The organism is Streptomyces sp. V1I1, from assembly GCF_030817355.1.
Taxonomy (GTDB): Bacteria; Actinomycetota; Actinomycetes; order Streptomycetales; family Streptomycetaceae; genus Streptomyces.
This window is the reverse complement of sequence record NZ_JAUSZH010000001.1, coordinates 504,746-523,100: the sequence shown is the minus strand read 5'-3', so window position 1 is coordinate 523,100 and position 18,355 is coordinate 504,746. Positions and strand designations below refer to the sequence as shown.

16 protein-coding genes and 3 pseudogenes are annotated in these 18,355 nt (G+C 68.0%); 4 read left to right on the top strand and 15 right to left on the bottom strand.

What is annotated here, in order from left to right; all coding sequences use genetic code 11:
* Positions 1-692: 692 nt before the first annotated feature.
* Positions 693-1,136 (bottom strand): annotated as a pseudogene (locus QFZ67_RS02630) (RNA-guided endonuclease InsQ/TnpB family protein); the annotation flags it as partial.
* A gap of 161 nt (positions 1,137-1,297) precedes the next feature.
* Between QFZ67_RS02630 and QFZ67_RS02625 the strand changes: the two are divergent.
* A complete protein-coding gene (locus QFZ67_RS02625) occupies positions 1,298-1,687 on the top strand; it encodes a hypothetical protein (protein WP_307659454.1) in 390 nt (129 codons plus the stop codon).
* A gap of 575 nt (positions 1,688-2,262) precedes the next feature.
* On the opposite strand, the gene QFZ67_RS02620 is transcribed toward QFZ67_RS02625, so the two are convergent.
* The 13 genes and pseudogenes from QFZ67_RS02620 to QFZ67_RS02555 all read right to left on the bottom strand — a co-directional run bounded on the left by QFZ67_RS02620 (position 2,263) and on the right by QFZ67_RS02555 (position 15,096).
* Positions 2,263-2,718 (bottom strand): NUDIX domain-containing protein, encoded by a 456-nt coding sequence (locus tag QFZ67_RS02620; RefSeq protein WP_307659453.1) that lies wholly within the window; start codon positions 2,716-2,718, stop codon positions 2,263-2,265.
* 314 nt (positions 2,719-3,032) lie between these two features.
* Positions 3,033-4,997, bottom strand: coding sequence for a WD40 repeat domain-containing protein (locus QFZ67_RS02615; RefSeq protein WP_307659452.1), 1,965 nt, complete (start codon positions 4,995-4,997; stop codon positions 3,033-3,035).
* Between the two features lie 222 nt (positions 4,998-5,219).
* A complete protein-coding gene (locus QFZ67_RS02610) occupies positions 5,220-5,642 on the bottom strand; it encodes a hypothetical protein (RefSeq protein WP_307659451.1) in 423 nt (140 codons plus the stop codon).
* A gap of 75 nt (positions 5,643-5,717) precedes the next feature.
* Entirely contained in the window at positions 5,718-5,855 is a 138-nt protein-coding gene (locus QFZ67_RS02605) for a hypothetical protein (protein ID WP_307659450.1), read from the bottom strand.
* A 134-nt stretch (positions 5,856-5,989) separates the two neighbouring features.
* Positions 5,990-7,753 carry a serine/threonine-protein kinase gene (locus tag QFZ67_RS02600; protein WP_307659449.1) on the bottom strand — a complete coding sequence of 588 codons (1,764 nt, stop codon included), beginning with the start codon at positions 7,751-7,753 and terminating at the stop codon, positions 5,990-5,992.
* Positions 7,754-8,174: 421 nt separating this feature from the next.
* Positions 8,175-8,744 carry an ATP-binding protein gene (locus QFZ67_RS02595; protein WP_307659448.1) on the bottom strand — a complete coding sequence of 190 codons (570 nt, stop codon included), beginning with the start codon at positions 8,742-8,744 and terminating at the stop codon, positions 8,175-8,177.
* 1,103 nt (positions 8,745-9,847) lie between these two features.
* Positions 9,848-10,404, bottom strand: a pseudogene (locus QFZ67_RS02585) (transposase).
* Positions 10,401-10,940 (bottom strand): winged helix-turn-helix domain-containing protein, encoded by a 540-nt coding sequence (locus QFZ67_RS02580; protein WP_307659447.1) that lies wholly within the window; start codon positions 10,938-10,940, stop codon positions 10,401-10,403. Before QFZ67_RS02580 ends, QFZ67_RS02585 begins: the two are co-directional and overlap by 4 nt.
* Before the next feature lie 437 nt (positions 10,941-11,377).
* Entirely contained in the window at positions 11,378-12,775 is a 1,398-nt protein-coding gene (locus QFZ67_RS02575; protein ID WP_307659140.1) for an IS1380 family transposase, read from the bottom strand.
* Positions 12,776-13,190: 415 nt separating this feature from the next.
* A complete protein-coding gene (locus QFZ67_RS02570; RefSeq protein WP_307659446.1) occupies positions 13,191-13,385 on the bottom strand; it encodes a hypothetical protein in 195 nt (64 codons plus the stop codon).
* Between the two features lie 88 nt (positions 13,386-13,473).
* Positions 13,474-14,322, bottom strand: a complete 849-nt coding sequence (locus QFZ67_RS02565) for a helix-turn-helix transcriptional regulator (RefSeq protein ID WP_307659445.1) — start codon at positions 14,320-14,322, stop codon at positions 13,474-13,476.
* A gap of 13 nt (positions 14,323-14,335) precedes the next feature.
* Positions 14,336-14,848, bottom strand: a complete 513-nt coding sequence (locus tag QFZ67_RS02560) for a DUF6879 family protein (protein ID WP_307659444.1) — start codon at positions 14,846-14,848, stop codon at positions 14,336-14,338.
* Between the two features lie 5 nt (positions 14,849-14,853).
* Positions 14,854-15,096, bottom strand: coding sequence for a hypothetical protein (locus tag QFZ67_RS02555; RefSeq protein WP_307659443.1), 243 nt, complete (start codon positions 15,094-15,096; stop codon positions 14,854-14,856).
* A gap of 577 nt (positions 15,097-15,673) precedes the next feature.
* Here QFZ67_RS02555 and QFZ67_RS02550 point away from each other — a divergent pair.
* The 3 genes from QFZ67_RS02550 (at position 15,674) to QFZ67_RS02540 (ending at position 16,925) form a co-directional block, all read left to right on the top strand.
* The gene (locus tag QFZ67_RS02550; protein WP_307659442.1) at positions 15,674-16,033 is read left to right on the top strand and encodes a hypothetical protein; all 360 of its coding nucleotides are present in this window, start codon (positions 15,674-15,676) and stop codon (positions 16,031-16,033) included.
* A gap of 25 nt (positions 16,034-16,058) precedes the next feature.
* On the top strand, positions 16,059-16,625 hold the full coding sequence (locus QFZ67_RS02545; RefSeq protein WP_307659441.1) for an SUKH-4 family immunity protein: 567 nt from the start codon (positions 16,059-16,061) through the stop codon (positions 16,623-16,625).
* Between the two features lie 93 nt (positions 16,626-16,718).
* Positions 16,719-16,925, top strand: coding sequence for a hypothetical protein (locus QFZ67_RS02540; protein WP_307659440.1), 207 nt, complete (start codon positions 16,719-16,721; stop codon positions 16,923-16,925).
* 188 nt (positions 16,926-17,113) lie between these two features.
* On the opposite strand, the pseudogene QFZ67_RS02535 reads toward QFZ67_RS02540, so the two are convergent.
* Positions 17,114-18,322, bottom strand: a pseudogene (locus QFZ67_RS02535) (IS1380 family transposase); the annotation flags it as partial.
* Between the last annotated feature and the right edge of the window lie 33 nt (positions 18,323-18,355).

The following is an 18,355-nucleotide window of genomic DNA, read 5'->3' as shown; positions in this document are numbered from 1 at the left end:
ATGCGCCACCGCCGAAGCCGGGGGCGAGCAGAGCAACAGTCCCGCTCCGACTGGTTCCGCCTCGTCAGCCGACGTCTTCCTGTTCGGGCCTTCGTCGGCCCGGCAGGATCGGGCAAGACGACCCTCGCACTCGATGCCACCTACGCTGGCGGCCACAACTGGGATCCGTACCCCTGGAACGCCTGGAGTCAAATCCACTGGATCAGTGCCCGCGATGAAGCGTCACTCGCAACGGGTCTGATGAACACCGCTCTCCAAATCAACATCAAGCCGGACACGCTGACGGCCGCCCAGGACAGTGGTGTGGCACTGAACGACTTGGTCCTGAAGCAGCTCGCACGACGTCATCGGTGGACGCTGGTGCTCGACGGACTCGACGATCCAGAGCTGCTGGCAAGAGCTCAGTCCCCCACCGGGATCCTCCGCTCCCCCACTGAAATCCTCCCCGAGGGCCTCCCGCGCCGCCCCAGCCACCAACCCGCCGGCATCATCGTCACTTCACGCATCAGCGACCCAGCCGCCTGGGGGCGATGGACCACCGTGATCCAAGTCAAGTGCCCTCTGCTCACGGGAGAACGAGGAGACCCCACAGGCGGTACAGCAGCAATGAGTCAACTTGACCTGGTCCTAAAGGACCGGGCTTGGAGGTAGCGCCCGACTGGCTGCTGGGTTGGCTCCTCCGTCCAGACACCCTATGGGGTGGCAGGGACGCGTGACTCACGCCCCGCAGTCCACACGGTCTCGCCCTTGCGGGCGATGTTGTGGGACGCGTTGTCGTCCGCGTGCATGAGGGCACCGCAGGACCGGCACGCGAATGTTGATTGTGACTGACGGTTGCGCCGGTCGATGTGACCGCACTCGGAGCATTGCTGGCTGGTGTACGCCGGATCGACGTACACCAGCGGCACCCCGGCACGCTTCGCCTTGTACTCCACGAAGGAGGCGAGCTGGTGGAAGCTCCACGAGTGCAGAGAGGTCCGCTGGTCCTTGCGGAGCCGTACCCGGCTTCGGATACCCGTGAGGTCTTCCAGGGCGATACCGGAGCCGGTGCGTTCAGCGGAGGTGACGATCTTCTTCGAGATGACGTGGTTGACGTTGGCGGTGTGACGGGCTTCTTTCCGGGAGCGCTTCTTGAGGAGCTGCGGGTCAGAGCATTCCAGAGAAGCGATTCCTCCCGGGCCTGAAGGCCCGGGGTTCCTCGCTAGATCATGCTGAACCCGAGCAACGACAGACCATCGAAGCACTACGCGAGCTCGGCCTGCTCCATACGTTCGACATGTTCCGGAGATCTTCGGAATTGCACCGCTCCGACTACATCGCAATGGACCCCGCGGTGGCGGAGGCCGCACTGTCCTCGCTGAAGCGCGAACCCGCCCTGGCAGAGGCGGCGCTCGCGTTCGTCATCGACGCACTGAGCCTGGCAGCATCAGCCGTCGAACCGAAGCCGACCCCGCCACGCCGTGCAGGTCCGATACCGCCGGACAATGCAGGTTGGTGGCCGACACTGGTCCTCCACGTCCTCGCCATCAGCGCCGACGCCCGCGCAACGGACGCCCCTTCCGCGAACCGATTCAGCGCCACTGCCCACCGCGTCGCAACCGGCCTGCGCCGCACCGGCAATATCCAAGCCGCTCACCACCTCGAGCAGGCGGCAGCAGCCGACACCGTGCATGAGGACGAGACATAGCCCCCGACCCTCCTGTCCGGCCACCTGCGCTCAGACACCGTCCTGGCTGCCGACCGCTTTTCGATCGCTCGTGATTCTCTCCGAGGAGCAACTCATGTCCAGCAGCCCGTCTTCCCCAGGTTCGGCAGAGCCGAGAAGAGTCCCGATATCAAACCGGCATCATTCATTCGGCAGTACCGAACCCCGCGTTCGCTTCTCAGCTGGTGGGCTCAGTACGGACGGGGAGCCCCCTCGTGGCGAGAGTCCGAGACATGTCGCCACAGCGGACCACCGCGCCTGGCAGCCGTCAACACCCGGGGCGAGTACGTGACACACACCAGAACGGCGACAACGGCGACTTCGAGGGGCCTGGCCGACGACAGCCAACATCGCCACCAAACGAGGTTGAGCCGACCGGGTGAGGGCCAGGCGGTCGGGGCTTCAAGATCATCGCGCGGCCCTTGTCGGCTTACCTCGGCGATACCCGGGATATGGACGGGACTGTGTCGACCCTGGCGGACGCCCCTGCCGAATCCGGCCGTAACGACACCTGCCGCCTCACGACCAGGACGCCGCTTACCACTCGACCGTGAGTCTCATCGTCCGGCTGCGTCCAGCTCGCCGATCAACTGAGGCCAAGTGGCCGCGAATCCGGGGTGGAGGCGCAGCGAGTCGATCTCGACGGGGATGTACCACCTGTGGGCGACGCCTTCGCCGTCGCCGCGGTGCCGGAAGAACGGCTCCATGACGTCCGCGACGACGGTGTGATAGGCCCATCCGCCGTGGTCGTCGACGAAGGTGAGGACGGGACACAGTGCCGGAACGCTGCCGAGTTCTTCGGCGAATTCCCGGCGGGCCCCGTCCCACGGGCTTTCACCGGCTTTCAGCGCGCCGCCGGGGATGCTCCAGGTGCGGCCGTGGTGGACCCGCCAGGAGCGGCGCTGAAGCAGGAATCGAGGGCCTTGGCGCAGGAGAAGCCCCGCGGCGCCCTGCGGGCCCCAATGGCGGCATCCGCGCCGGTCCCTGACGTATCCGTGACTGCTGTCGGCCATGCTGTCTCCTGTATGCGGGGTGCCGATGACGAACAGCGAACCAAGTGCCATGTAGCAGCATGCTGTTCAGGCCGTGCGGCAGGTTAGGGCCGACGAATACCCAGCCGCCGCCAAGAGCCGGTCACCGGAGGCGACTTCCTCGGCACCGACCTTCTTCCGGCCGATAGGTCCGGGAGCCGCTCGCGAGCCCTCACCACGAAGACGTCGATTCACCGGCCGGTTCACCGGGTGAGGGATGCGGCCGACCTGCACGAAGGAGAGGCGGGCTCCGGACCACCACGCTTGACTGGTGTCCGCGTCCACCTGACACAGGGTCAGCGGTGGGCCAGGACCGTGATGTCCGAGCCGAAACCGACCACCAGCCGCCCGCCCGGTGCCACCGCCAGGCCCCAGATGCGGGCGGGAAAGGTGTACGCGCCGGTCTGCCGCCCCGTGGTCACGTCCCACACCCGTACGGTTCCGTCGTCGCCTCCGGCGGCGACGACAAGGCGGCCGTCCAGCATCCCCGCCGCCCCTGCCCGCACCCGGCTGGTGTGTCCCGTCATGGGCGGCCCCAGCCGTTCGCCCGTGGCCATGTCCCACAGATGAACCGTTTCCGCCGCGCGGCCGGTCAGGATGACGTTGCGACCTTCGAGCGTTTCCAGTGCCAGGGCATACCCTTCCTGCGGCTCCACTCCGATCCATTGGCGCGCGGTCAGGTCCCACACGCGTTGGCCGGTCACGGCGACGAAACGGCCGTCCAGTGCCGCGAAGAACTCGATGTTCGGGCTGGTGTACTCCGTCGTCGACCGTCCGTGCAGCTGTTCCCGGGTGGTCAGGTCCCAGATCCGCACCGCCTCGTGCCGGTCGCGCGTGATGAGGGTGGGCCGTCCGTCCACCATCCCCACCGTCAGCAGATGCACGTCGCTGGTGTGGCCGGTCAGGGGCTCACCGAGCTGTCCCCCGCCGTCGAGGTCCCAGATCCGCACCGTCTTGTCCCAGCCGCCGGTGAGGATGACGGGACGGCCGTCCACGACGGCCGTGGTGACCCCTCGCACAGGGCCCGCGTGACCACTCAGCGGACTGCCCGCCTCCCTTTCACCGTCGAGGTCCCAGATCCGTACCGACCTGTCGTCGCCACCAGAGACAGTGAGGTGACGCCCCTTCACCACCGCCGTCGCCACTCCCCGCACGGTATCTCTGTGGCCGAGCAGGGGTAGGCGCAGATGCGGCAGATGGGGCGGGCGGAGATGCCTGTGGGCAGACAGATCCCACACGTCGACCTTGCCCGAGACGCTGTACGCGACGACGGCGGCGGGGCGGCCGTCGAGCATCGCCGTGGCCCCCGAGTCCATGAACCGCACATAAAGGGGCTCACCGATCTGCTCGCCCGTGGCCAGGTTCCAGATGCGCACATCCCAGCCGTCGGAGCTGACGGCCATAGGAGGGTCGTACGCCGGGCCCGTCACCAGGAGGCACACCGCCCGCGTAGCGTGCCGCAGCACGAAGCCGGTCTCCCGTCCCGCGATCAGGTCCCACACCCGGACGGTCCCGTCGGGGCTGCCGGTGACAACGACGGGACGGCCGTCCAACACCGCCGTCGCCACTGCGCTGACGGCGCCGGTTTGACTGGTCCAGGGCCCGCCGCGCTGTGTGCGGGCAGCCAGATCCCACACCCGTACCACGCCGTCCCCGCTGAGGCTGACCGCGACCGGCTGGCCCTCTACCAGCCCGGTGGCGAGCGAGCGGACCCAGGCATCGGCCCCGGCGGGGAACACGCCGACCTGTTCTCCCACGGCGAGGTCCCACAGCCGGACGACCGCGTCGGAACTGCCGGTCACAGCGACGGGACGGCCGTCCAACACCGCCGTCGCCAGAGCACGCACGGCGCCGGGGTGACCGGTCACGGCCTTGCCGAGCCGCCTGCCCGTGGCCAGATCCCACCAGTGCAGCGTGCCGTCCTCGCAGCCGGCGACAGCGAGTCCACGGCCCTCCACGACCGCGGTCGCCACCACACACACCGCGGCCGGCACCGGCAGCGCGTACAGCTGCCGGGAGTCCAGTTCAGTGCCGGTCCCCCACCGCACCACCCACGGCGTGTCGTCATCCTGTTCGACCGTTACCTCGCCGATGTCCTCCGCCAGCTGCCGCTGCCCGTACCGGGCGGCGTCCAGCGCCAGCAACTGCCGCCGCACTCCCGCCGTTGCCCGCCGGTGCACATCTCCCGACGCCTCGTACACCGCCACCGGCAGTCGGGAGCCCTCCAGCAACTCCCTGACGCGGTCCGGGTCTTCGTTCACCAGCACCTCCGGACGCACACTCCAGGGGCCCGCCCCGCCTGCATCGCTCTCACTCGCATGATCAGCCACGCAGGCACCGCAACGACCACGGCCGCCTTTGGTCATCCACCCTGGCGACGAAGATGGGCGTCACGGTACGTGAACGCGGTGGACGGCGAGAACGGCCCGGACGAGGCGGGAGCCCCACCACAACGGTACGTTGATGCACGGGTGCCGCCTCCCTCACCGCCTCCGCGTGGGCAGCCCGGTAGGGCGCAGCGGAGAATACGGCGCCGGGGCCCGTCCGTAGTGGTTCTGGGTAGATACGAAGGCACATGCCCCGGACCTGCGCCAGGCGTCCCGCTCGGCATCCGTCCGAGCAATCACGTAGTGGAATGACGTGCCCTTCGTAACCGGCGAGCGCTTGGCCCACTGCGTCGATGTGGCGTAATTGAGGTGGTAGGCGTCCGCCGGATGGTGCTCAATGATGGTGCCGTCGGCGAGGGCGCAACCGTGCTTCCATCTGTCGGGGTAGCCCCCACCCGTGCTGCCTGACCATGAACCGTTGACGAGGAACATCAACCCGTACTTGTCAGCGACACGCCTGAACGTCTTGGCCAGGGCGATGGCGCCGTCGCGGTACTGCTGTCGCGCGGTGGCGGACATCGCTGTATAGGCGAGGCCGGGGAAGACTGACTTGGTGCCAAGGGGAGAGCAGCCTGGTCCGAACAGTCACACTGTTCAGTGGGAGCTGGTCACCCCGTCACTGCCGCCGTTCAACCCCCGACCGCAGAGCGGCGGGACCGCTCCGTGGGGCAGTTCGGTTTCCATGGCCATGTTCGAGCTGGGCACGATACGGCCGATGTGATGGTCCGTCATGGGTTGGTCCTCCGGTTGCGGCGCGGCTGTTGCCCCCCGTCGCGACCAGGGCGGCCCCCGCAGCCGCGCCCATACGCCAGGAACATGACGGTCGGTGCTCGCGTTGGGCTACGAGTGCGAGGCGGCAGGGGGCGTCAAGAACGCGTACAGCGGCCGGTGGTCCCGCCCTCCCCGTCTGGCTCGCACACCAGCGGGCGGTCCGCCGAATTGTGGCTCAGGTAGCGGCCCGCGCATGTCTCCTTCGTGGTGCGGCCTCGTGCCAGGCAGTATTCGACCGCCTCGGTGCCGTTGGTGAACGACCGGGGTACGTAGATCACCCAGTACCCCGTGCCCAGTGAGGCGTAGTCGTCGCTGCGCAGGACCTCGGCCTCCGGTACCTGCACGCGTACGGAGGCCAGGTGCTGGTCCCGGGTCACCGTGCCTGAACTGACCGGGGTCACGTCGAGTTTCGAGATCCAGCCGTTGGCGAAGGCCTCCGGGTCGATGGGGGCGGGTGATGCGCCTCCCTTCCCTGCTTCGGCCGGCTTCGGCGTCGAACCGGGGCTCGAGGCGGGCGGGTTGGTGTCGTCCGGGGGCGCGGCCGGATCCTTGGAGCCGTGACTCCCTGAGGCCTCGGACGGAACCGCGGAGCCGGAATTCCCGGAGGCCGCAGCTGGGCCTTTGGAGCCGGGGCTCTTCCCGGGGCTTCCGCTCGCCGTCGGTCCGGCGGCGGTCGCGGGGTGTCCGGTCTCGTTCGACGCGTCTGCGTTGACGTCTGCGGAGGAGGTCAGGGCCGAGCCCGTGGCCGCGGCGATCAGTCCCACGGCAACCACAGCGACCGCCGCGATCAGCGGTCCACGCCGGGTGGTACGAGGGGACGTACCGTCTCCCAGCCGAGGGGCCGGTGCATCGGGCGCATCGGCGGCCGCACCAGGCTGCCCGTCGGTCCCTCGCCGCCCCGGGGCCTGGTCCTGCACCGGGTTCTCAGACTGAGGCGGATGAGGTGTCGACGCGGGCGAGGCGTCGGCTCGCGCCGTGCCCGCGGCCGGTCGTCCGGTGCCGGTGTCCGGCCCCTCGGCCGCTTCGGCGAGCAGTGCGTCCAATCGGGCGGCGTCGGGCCGATCCTGCGGGTCCGGTACGAGCAGTTCGTTCAGGACCTGGGCCAGCGGGCCCGCGTGCACCGGTGGCGGCACCGGTTCGTCGATCACCGCGGCAAGGGTGGCGAGGTTGGTGCCGCGCCGCATCGGGCTAGTCCCCTCCACGGCGACGTACAGGGTCATTCCCAGCGACCAGAGGTCGGAGGCCAGGGCGTCCTCGGCGCCGCGGATGCGCTCGGGTGCCATGTACTCGGGCGAGCCGATCATGTCGCCGGAGGGGGTCAGAGGGGTCGTACCGGTGAGGGCGGCGATGCCGAAGTCGGTGAGCACCGCGGCGGTGGAGGTGCCGTCCGGACCGTCGCGCAGCAGGATGTTCGCCGGTTTGACGTCGCGGTGGTGGATACCGGCGGCGTGCGCGGCGCGCAGCGCGGCCAGGACGTCGCGGCCGATGCGGGCTGCATCTTGGGGGGCCAGTCGGCCGGCTGCCAGCCGGTCCTGGAGGGACAGTCCCGGGACGAACTCCATCACGAGCCAGGGATGGGGGCTCTCGTCGATGATGTGATGGATCGTCACCACGTTGGGGTGCCTGAGCCGGGCGAGCGCGCGCGCCTCGCGCAGTACCCGCTCGCGCCGCACCTGGGCGGATCCGGGGGTCGCGGCGGTGATTCTGGGATCGGCGGGTCGGACCTCCTTCAGGGCGACGTTGCGGTGCAGGGCGTTGTCCCGCGCCCGCCACACCGTGCCCATGCCCCCGCTGCCGAGCTGCTCCAGCAGCTCGAACCGCCCGTCGATGATTCGTCCTGCGCCGTTCAACGGTTCCATCCCTCGCTCACTAACCGGTTGGTGCCCTGGGCAGGGTGACGGTCGGCTGTCATCAGTGTTCAGACCCGTGACCACCTCGGCATTCCTCGGGCCCGCACACGGCAGTCGGCCGTGTGCCGGCACACCCGAAACTGTCCTCGGAGAGACCACTCCGCCGTGTGTCGTCGGAGCCCCGAGGTCTCTCCCGATACGACATGGGGCAGCGAGTCACTCGCCCAGCCTGCCGAAGGCTACGGGCCGGCCGGGCCGAAGAAATCCGTAGAACTACTCAATCCGGGTACGGGATCAGCCGCCCCACGGCCGTCCGGACCGCGCAGCGCCCCGGGGCTTGTCCGGCCGATCACGGTGAAGGGCGGTTGGGCAGTCAGGCATCATGCCCGGGAGCATCGTGGTCACGTTCTTCGTAGCGCCGGATGACACGTCAGCGGCTCTGGCGCTTCAGACCGGGCCGGGGCGGGCATTCGAGTCGCTCTCCTTCGGCAACTTCGATCCCGGAGAGGCTGTGGTGGAGTGGGAATGCCCGTCCGCGAGGGGAGGAAGCGGCCATGATCCGCGCACCTAGCGCGCGCGGCGCTCGCCACCGAGACCGAGGCGGTCCGCGTACAAGGGGCCGGTCCAGCACCCGGAACTCCTCCGCGAGTGCCTCCTTGAGGAGGGTGTCGAACTCGATCGGGCGGGCTGGCGGCACACCCGGCAGCCCCAGCGCCTGGAAGAGACCATGCCGGATGTCGCGCGGGGTCGGTCCGGCCCGCAGCTCCAGGCGGTGGGTGATGTCCGGGGCGAGGTGGCGCAGCGCGGAGTTCACCGACATCGTCTTGCCCGACTCTGCAGGCCCGTAGACGCACATCATGGCCTTCGCCTCGATGACGGCCTCGATGTTGTCCCGGGTGGTCAGCAGCGTGTCGGTTCCCACGAGCTGCGCCTGCTCCAGGCCCAGGAAGTGGTCTTCGCTCGCGTCGGGCAGCAGCCCGTAATCCAGATCAGCGATCATCAGCTCTTGTCCTCATCAGGAGTAGGTGTGCGCGGGGGCCTGGGGCGGGCCCACGTCTCGGGCGCGGGGCCGTGCGGAACGAGATCGGGACGGGCCAGCGCACGGCGGTCCGTCTGGGCCGCCGCGCCCAGCTCTGACAAATCCGTTAGTGATCACTAGGTGAGTGATGCGCTGGCCTGGGGATCTAGTGATCATTTCGGGACTTTTGCTGTGGCGTGGTGTGTCTCTGAGCTGGGGTTTCCGTGGAAGGTCGGAAGCCGGGGAGGCTCTGAAGTGCAAGTTCAGTGATCGTCTTGGAATGTAGTGATCGGTGCGGGATTTCTCCATCACTGCGTGGTTCAGATGGGTTGGTCTGTGCTGGTCAGGGGGCTGGCGGGTCCGTGCCTGAGTGGCGGCGGCAGGGCCAACGCGTGGCCTTCAGGGGCGCTGGCCAGAACTGACCCAGCTGTGTCGGCCCGCGACGAGGAAGCCGTTCTTCGCACATCCGCGAGATGAAGGACGGACTCACCACCAAGCCGGTGTTGCTCACCGAGGGGCCCGACATGGTCGGTCAGGACTACAGGCACCTGCTGATGCCCATCCGGCTCGACCTGAGCAAGTAGCCACCCCTGCGGGCCGGGACAACGGTCCCGCCCCGTCCGGCGGCGGGGAGTGGCACCCCGCCGCCCCGGAGACACCACACACGAATTTTGAAGAAGGCGCCCCATGGCCGCAGCCCCCGCCGGTGTCGGCGGAGGCTGCTGTGCTGTTTGGTGGCTAGATGCAATACCGGTGATTTAGGTTGTTTTCCGGCGGGCGGGTCTGGTCTTGGTCGGCCCGACCAGCGTCACGTGGGGAGTATCCGGCCGGGGCGGATTGCGGTGCTCGGTGCGTTTGAGTTTCCAGTTGGACATCTTGCGTTTGATGACGCGGGGGCTGGAGCGCAACCGGCGTGGGGGCAGGGGGCGTTCACGGATCTCACGCAGGGCCGTGGCCAGGGCCCGGGCCAGCCGGGAGGGCGGAAAACGCCGCCTGGTCGGTGACATGGCGGCGGATGATGCGCAGGGTGCGGGTGAAGGAGATCCGGTCGGGGTCCTGGTCCGATTGCCGGGCGGCCTGGTGCATTAATGACCTCTTCGGAGTGTTGTCGGTTGGCGGGTAAGTGTGAGTCCTGTGCCAGCCAGACAGCCGTCGATGAGGTCGGGGCGTTGCTGGATGTAGCGCAAGCCCCGGCGGAGGGTGCGTTCAAGGTGGTCGTCGTCGGTGAAGGCGGTGTTGGCCAGAGGTCCGCGCCGTAACAGTGACCAGATGCCCTCCACCGGATTCAAATCTGGTGCGTAAGAGGGCAGTTGCACGACAGTCAGCCAGTCGTGATCGTCCGCGTATTCGCGCATCCCGGCGGCCCGGTGGGTGTTGAGATTGTCCAGATCAGGACGATGGGGGCTTTGAGCTGGAGATGGGCGCGGACGACCAGGTCGCGGTAGTCGGTCCAGGCGAAGCTGTTGCGTCCTGCGCCTTTGTGCTTGCGGTGCTGGCGCGGCCGGTAGATCAGCCGGGAAGACTCGCCCGGCCGGTAGCAGCACATCGCGGCGATCGACCAGCGGCGCCAGGACCGGCCACGCACCCGCACCACGGGCGTGTGGCCACGCCGGCCCCAGGTGCGGGCGCGCGGCGGTGTCATCGAGAACCCGGCCTCGTCCTCGAAGACGACGAAGGCCCCGAGCGCCGCCGCAGTCGTTCCACCTGCGGCCACACGTCCTTCTTCCACAGCCCCACCGCCTGCTCGTCACGCTCCACTGCCCGGCGGGCGGCACACTGCCAGGACCAGCCATGCCGGTGCAGCAGCCGCCACACCGCCGCCATCGAGCAGTCGATACCGAACTTCCAGGCAATCAGCGCTCTGATCCGCACCAGTGTCCAGCGCTGGTCTTCCCAGCCGTGCTCGGCGGGACCGACGGCCAACTCCTTCTCCAACTCGGCGAACTGGCCGTCGGACAGCTTGGGAAGTTTCGGTGGTCCCGCCGAGGCGAGGGCGTCCATCCCGCCCTCCCGCCATGCACGCCGCCAGCGTTCCACCGAACGCCCACTTACCCGCAGATCCTTCGCGATCACCGCGGACTTCTCACCGCGAGCAAACCGCTCGCCCGCCTCGTGCCGGATCCGTTCGCGTAATCGCCGCCTCTCGGCGGTCAGTCCGCCACCCTGCGCGTACCGCATACCACCGGCCTACCGCATGGATCAGCACACGTCACCCCCGACAACACTCCGAAGAGTTCAGTAGGTGGTGTGGGGCCGCCCCGGTGGTGGGCTGTCCTGGTCTTCCACCGCCAGGGCGGAGCTGGGGCCCTCCCTGCCAGGTCTCCGAACTGGGCGGGGGTTGGGGAGGTTCGGGTCGTCCGGCAGGGACGGACTCACAGGTTGCCGGTTGCGGCAAGGGCGATGACCGCGCCAGAGAGCGCGAACACCCCGAAGGCGAAGACCGGCCACGCTAAGCCTCGATTCACCGGCGTGGCTTGAGAGTGATCTTCAGACCGGTTTCTGATTCGGTTTTGGGTCGGTGTCCGGGGATGGGTGGGTGGTATCCGCTGGTCTGCCCAGCTTTTCCACGGGTTCGGTTTCGGTCGGGCCCTGGCGGGCGGGGCGGTCAGGGGCTGTCAGGCCGGGTCGGGTGGACCGTGGACGGTGTCGAACAGGCGTGTCCAGGCTTGCTGCCAGAGCCAGTTGTGGGGCAGGTGCAGGGTGATACGCCGTGCCGAGCGGGCGATCCGGGCCGGAACCTGGACCAGGTGGGCGCGGATCGTGGCGGTAGTCGCCTTCGCGTGAAATGCGGAGGTCAGTGCTCCGGTGGCTCTCAGCAGGTTGTAGGCCATGGCCCACAGGGTGAGCCAGGCCGCGTTGGCGTTGAACTGCCCGGAGGGCAGGTGGGCCAGGGCGGAGGCTTTGCTGTCGGCGATGACCTGCTCGACCACGGCGTGGTGCCGGTGTTCCTGCTCGGCCTGGAGAGTGGCGGCGGGGTTGTCGGTGAAGAAGGGGTGGTAGCGCCAGACCGGAAACAGTTCGCCCTGTTCACCCACGACGGCGGGTTTGTCCAGGTCACGGACTCGGCGCACGATCAGCCGGGCAGTGACCCGCTCGGCTTTCTTCCGGCTGGCGAAGGCGGTGTATGCGGGTATCTCGGCGACCTCGGCATCCGAGATGAGGTCCCCGGTCTCTGGATCGCAGACCGCGTTGGGGTAGCTGATCTGCTGCCACGCCTCGTCGGGGATGGCCAGGACGGCTCGTTTGACGGACGGGTTCATGCCGGTGGTGATGGAGAAGTGGGTGCCGGCCCGGCGGCAGGCGGCAATGACACCGGCGTTGTAGAACTGCGAGTCCGCGCGCAGGATGCGGGTGCCGGTGCAGCCGGCCTCGGCGGCGGTGGCCAGGGCCTCGCTGACGAATTTGGGGGCGCCGCGGGAGTCGGCTGCTTTGCCGCGGCGCATCCGTACTGCGGCGATCACCGGCCTGGAGTGTGGGGTGCAGATGGTGGCCAGCAGGGGATGCAGCGTGCGGATGCCCTTGAACCGGCCGTACTCAGCGCCCTGCTTGGCCCGGCCGTAGACCCGTTTGTGGGTGGAGTCGACGTCGATGAACGCCTTTGCGTCAGCCCCGGTAAGCAGAGGGGTGTGCGCGGCCAGTGCGGCCAGGAACCTGCGGTGCACGGCGTGGAGTTGGAGGGCGTGACCGTGGGTGAACGCACGCAGGAACGTGCCGAGCGTGGACGGGGCACGGACCCCTCGGAACAGGGCCGGCATCGCACCGTGCCGCAGGACACCGAGGTCGTCGATGCTGTCCGCGCCCGCGGCCATGCCGCCCACGATGCTGGTGACCTTGGCGTCCGCCGCCGCACCCGCGCCGTTCTTCGCTCCGGGCAGCTTCACCATCTCGCCCGCCAGCCGCGCCAGACCGCACCGCTCGGCCAGCCGCATCACCGGGACCAGCCCAGCCTGCGCGATCAGATTCCGGTCGTCGAACACAGCGGAGACCGCCGCCGGGGTGTGGGAAACTTTCATCTACGAGGTGCCTTGCTGATTGTGCGTGATGGTTGTGTGGTAACTCCCATCTTCGCAGGTCAGCAGGCACCTCTCTTCATTTCTCTATCCACAGGACACGGGACAGTCGGTGGATCGAGGCTAAGCGGCCGATGATGCGTTTCACCGCTGTGCCTCCCTGCGGCTCTGGCACCGCTTGCACTCCGGGAACCGGCACGGGGGGTAGTTCGGTCCGGGCAGGTAGACCACGCCAGAGCACACGTCGAGCGCGCCGCCGTACTTGGTCCACCACCCCTCGGGGGAGTTCCCGTACGGGCCGTCAGGGTCGTCTATCAGGGTCACAAGCTCCGGGGCCGGTAACGGGGTCGGTCCCTGTCTGTGAAGCCTGGCGGTGCCCGTCATGACGGGCACCTGCCGATGTCCGCCGACGCGACCATCAGTGACCCTCCGGGTGCCGCGCCATCAAGACGTTGGCGTCCGTCACGGTGGTCATGTCGCCGCCCGCGCGCGCACGGTCCCGGACGTTCGCCAGCTCGGTGCAACCGGCGCAGCCCGGTACCGGCTGAGGTTCCGGCTCCGTCATCAGCGGCAGTTCCACCGGCTGCCTCGGGTAGGTCTTTGGCTTGCTCATGCCGACCCCTTCGCGTCGTCCGTGTGGTGACAACGCGAGGAACGGCGGAGTCTCAACACCCAGCCGATTGCACGTGATTGCAGAGCGATCACCCGAGTGAGTCCATTGCCGCAGTGATCAGCGCGCGTGCTCTTGCCCCGTAGACCGCCATGTCGGCCAGCATGGTGAACGTGTCGGCGTACGCGCCCACTTCGCTGGGCTGCGTGAGCGTGAGATAGCCCGAGACAAGTTCGACGTTGACCTGTCCCGTGTCGTAGATCCAGAAGCCCTCTACCGGCATCCGTGACCGGCCGAGACGGGTGGGCACCACGCCCAAGCTGACGTTGGGCAGTGAGCCGACCGTGAGCAAGTGTTCAAGCTGCTCAAGCTGTGTGTCCGGCTCGCCAAGTCCGTTCCGTAGGACCGACTCCTCAACCAGGAACGCGAAGCGTCGGATCCCCTCGTACAGCACGCGCTGACGTTCCATGCGCACTGCCACGGCGTCGGCCACGTCATCGACCGCAACCCGCCTTCGCTGCACCGCGCGCAACACGTCTTCGGTGTAGCCGTACGTCTGAATCAGTCCGGGCACGAGCCATGACGAGTAACACCGGAACCAACGGGTGCGCTCGTACAGCGGCAAGCGGGCTTCCTGGGCACGTCGCAGCCCAGCGCGCTCCATCCGACGCCAGTCCACCCACATGCCTTCAACGGCGCGCAGAGAGGCAATGAGATTGTCCGTCTGATCCTCCGCGCCGCAGGCTCGACACCACGCACGAATGTCGTCAGCGGAAGGCGAGGTCTTCGCGGTCGAGATCCGGGACACCTTCGATGGATGCCACCCGCACGCCTGGGCGAGTTCCTTGCCGTCCAACCCGGAGTCCTTGCACATCTCCCGAAGACGATCGGCAAGGACCTGCTGGGCTGCCTGGACGCTTGATGATCCTGATACGGGCATGGTGGAGAGCCAGTCAGACCGGCTTGTACTCCTCATGTGGCGTAGCCCGCTCCCAGACCGCTTCGAACGCCGACCGGACCAACTCCACAACGGGCGCGTCCGTGCACCACTCCCGGTCAACCACCTCTCCGATCCCGGAGAAGTAGGTGAACAGCACCGAAGAGTTGTCGAACATCCACAGGTCGGTTCCGGGTAGCGCGATGTCGGCCGCTTTCCGCCGGGGCAGCCAGCGGACCAACTCACCCGCCACCACGTTCGGGAGCGTCACGTCGTACTCGTAGTGGATGTAGTCCGTCACTGGCTCGGACACGATCCGGGCACGTCGCATCTCCACACCGCGCGCTGTCGTCTCGGCCACCACGTCAAGGAACGGACGCCACCACGACGACCGGTCAGCGGGGTCAAGGCGCTTGCCGTTCTGCCACGCGATGAACTCCGGGTCGCTGGGCTGGTAGGCGTCGCGCATCTCCAAGTGCACGGCTGAATGCCGCGCCTTGGCCAGACCCTCGTGTACGGGTGTCGTCATCGCTGCTACTCGCTGTCGGGTCGGGGGATGTACTGGATCATGACCTTGGGCAGCCTAATGATCGTCTCGTGGTCCGGAACGTCCGTGGAGTGACCGGGAATTGAGCCGATCTCCTGGCACGACTTCACGTCTTCTTCCGTGGCCTTGTAGGACTGGATCAGTAGATCCCCTGTGTCTTCGTCCAGCCAGATAGTGGGTGAGTCCGTGTCGGGCGTGTTCGGGATGATCCCAAGGAAACGTAGCTTCATGACTTCTCCCTCTGTCGATCCGATTGCGCTCGATTGCACGACCATCACCCTGCCGGAGCACAGCGTCAAGGCCACCTGTCAGCAAGGCACTTGCTGGAAATGGTCACGCTGCGCATCTCGCCGACTGAGCGGAGAGTGATGGGATCTGTCGAAAACCCCTGAAGCCCAGGTCAGAGACTCAGCCCTCAGGGAGCGAAAACGGCCTCCCCCGGATTCAAAACGCGGCCAGCCTGCACGCACCTACTGGCCATCGCTCCATGCCTCTCAATGGCGAACCCCAAAGGGTGCGCACTGGGTCACGCTTCACCCTGTCGGCCCAGCCTCCCTGGGCGCACCCGCCCGTCGACTTGCAAGCACACCGACAGCGGTTCGGCCACAGCGAGGTCGGTTGGTCCGGCGGCGACGCGGCGTACCCGCCGCCCGGACCGTCGCCCTGGGTGGCTGTTACTGCCGGGCCGATCCCCTCGTCCTCATGCCATGGCGGCGCAGCACGGATCGCGGAAGTGGGATGCCATGCTCACTGTGCCTGGGGATGAGCTCTGCGGTGGCAGTTGGAGGTACCTGTCACACTCGCCGGATGACGAACGAGGGTGGGAGCGCGGGTCTCGTGGACGTGCGGGCGCTGTTGCTGCGGACGGACTGGAACGCCGTGGAGCACTGCTGCCCGAATGTGGCGCCGAGGACGCCGGTGACCCTTCGACAGTTGCTCGATGACGATCCGCGGGTTCAGGGAACCGCGGTTCGGGAGCTTTCCGCCGCGGTGACGCACTCAGGAAGCTTCTACAGTGCCACGGCGCCGGCCGCGTTGTTCGTCGCAGCAATTCTGGGCGATCCGCGGACGCTGGCATGGGTGACCCTATACGGGACCCTCGGCGTCCGGGCGCTGCCGGGCGACCTGGGGCAGGCGTGGTCCTCGGCCCCGTCGTTCAGGCGATAGCGTGCGCTCCTGGAGAAGGGGAACTGTGCTGTTCTACGAGGGCCTCGCGTACGACGATCTTGTCGACTGGGCTGGTGAGGGAGGCGTTACACGGGCCCATCGCCAGACCGTGGCCAAGTGGCGCATCCCTGAGGCCGACAAGGCGGTCCTTGTCGACGTCGGCGTCCCCCACAGCGACGACGTCCCCCCCACACGAGTGTGCTTCCAGACGGAAGCGGAGCCAGCGGTAGCGACCGCTGACGGACGACTGCTCTACCTGCTCGCTGAAAATCAGAGCCCAGTCCACCCCGGACTCGTCCTGACCTGGTCGTGGGCCGTCGAGCCAGACACCGGTGTCGTCTATTACGTGATGCCGGACGGCGAGGCCTGGTTCGCCAACTCCTCCGTTGTTCTGTGGCTCCAATGCCTGCACCACTACGGACTGCGCGTCGACACCTGCGACCTGCTGCTCAACGCGGACTTCCACGAGGAGGACACCGTCCTGGCCGAACGCGAGGAACTCGCCGCGGAACTCAAGGAATTCGACCCGCCGGCATTCGCCGGGTACGAAGAGTTCATCTGGCCGGAGTACCTCGCCCGCTGGCTCTGGTAACACGAGCTTCATCACCGCTGTCCATCCCTGCCTCCTGTTCTGGCCCCGGAAAGTGCCGCGCCTCTGGCACTTCGGTCGCGTACGATTTCATCCGTGACGAATCCCGAGCAGCTTCCCGGCGCGGACCGTGACGACCAGGAGCACGACGGCGACGTCTCCGCGGTGCGCGAATCGGTCGTCGTGAGAGAGCGAACGAAGACGACGACGTGCTCCTGGTGCGGCAAGACGATCGTGTACGCGGGCGTTGGCCGGCCCCCGCAGTACTGCCGTCACTGCGCAAGCGGGTGCCTCCACTCGTAGGCGTCCCCCGGCAGACACACCTTCGAGGGCCCCGGCGGACCGTGGTGCGCGTCCGGGGCTCGGTCCGCTCGACGACTTCGCGCAGCGGCTCGGTCGTCTGACAGCTGCAGGACGCCGTGCCGTCCGAACGCCCCGCCGGGTTCCATGACGTGCTCGTGCGGGTCCCGAAGGAGACGGCGCGCGTCGTGCGCGAGCTCCAGGAGCAGACCGAGCAGTGCGTCACGGTGGTGCCGCCACGGCGCCCGCCCCGCCCGTCCGCACCGGATGTGGTCTTCGACGGTGGCGTGTCCGCGGTGGCGGACTTCCAGGAGCTGCGCGGAGCCGCCACCGGAGTAGGGGGTGTCGGTAAGGAACGCCTGGTGCCGCAGGCCCTCGTCGTGATCGAACAGGGACAGTTGGGCGCCGGGGTGTGGTCGCTCGCGCCGCACGATGATGCGGGTGCCGGCCGGGTAGCCGGCAAGGTCGACCATGCCGGTCAGCTCGGCGACCTCGGCGCCGTCTCGGAGTGTCCCGTTCTGGTCCAGGGCGGGGTGCCAGACCTGTTCGGGCAGGGTCCGGATCGCGCGGCGGATGGGCTCGGTGACCGCGTATCCGACCGAGAACCGCAGGTCCAGACCGTGCCCGCGCAAGGTCCGGATGTGGGTCAGGAAGGCTTTCGCGGATCCGGCGCTGTCGGCGCGGACCAGGATCTCGGTGCCGTGCCGGTGAGCGTCGGGGATCTGTGTCAGGGCGTCGTTCAACACCGCGATGTGGTCGGCGGCGGTGTTGGCTCCGGAGTTGCCAGGCCGGAGCCGGCCGGACATGCCCTCGCCGGTGTTGGACAGGAAGCACACCAGCGGGTGGAAGCCGAAGCTGCCCTTATAGGTCGGTGCGGCCTGCTCTTTCTCCGAGTGGCAGGTGATCAGCGTGGCGTCGAGGTCCAGGACCAGACCGGGCAGTTCGCGCCCTGTGGCCGTCACCGCGGGTATGCCCTCGCCGGTCTCGGCGGCCTGCAGCCAGGCCACTTCCCGGGCTGAAGCTCGGGCAGCTCGCAGCGAAGCGAGTACGGCGTCGTCGGTGTCGGCGAGCAACCGCCAAGCCGTGGGCGTGGAGGCGACCGGGCCGAACACCCCTGCCTGGTCCCGCAGCACAGCCAGATCCGTGATGGCCTCACCGCCATCGGCGAGCATCACCGCGAGATCGGTGGCGATCCGGCCCGGGTCATGACCAGTGCCGCGCGGCCGAAGTGGCCTGAGCGCGGTGGAATACGCGGTGGTCAGCCCAGTGACATCGGCAAGATCAGCCAGCAACCGTGCCCCGGCATGCCCGACCACCCCCAAACCGTCAGCGGAGACATGGAGCTTGGGACGAGAACCGATACCCTGCACGCAGAAAGTGCCTTCCGCTTGGACTGACAGAACCCCTAGACAAGGTTCATCGTCCCAGCTCAG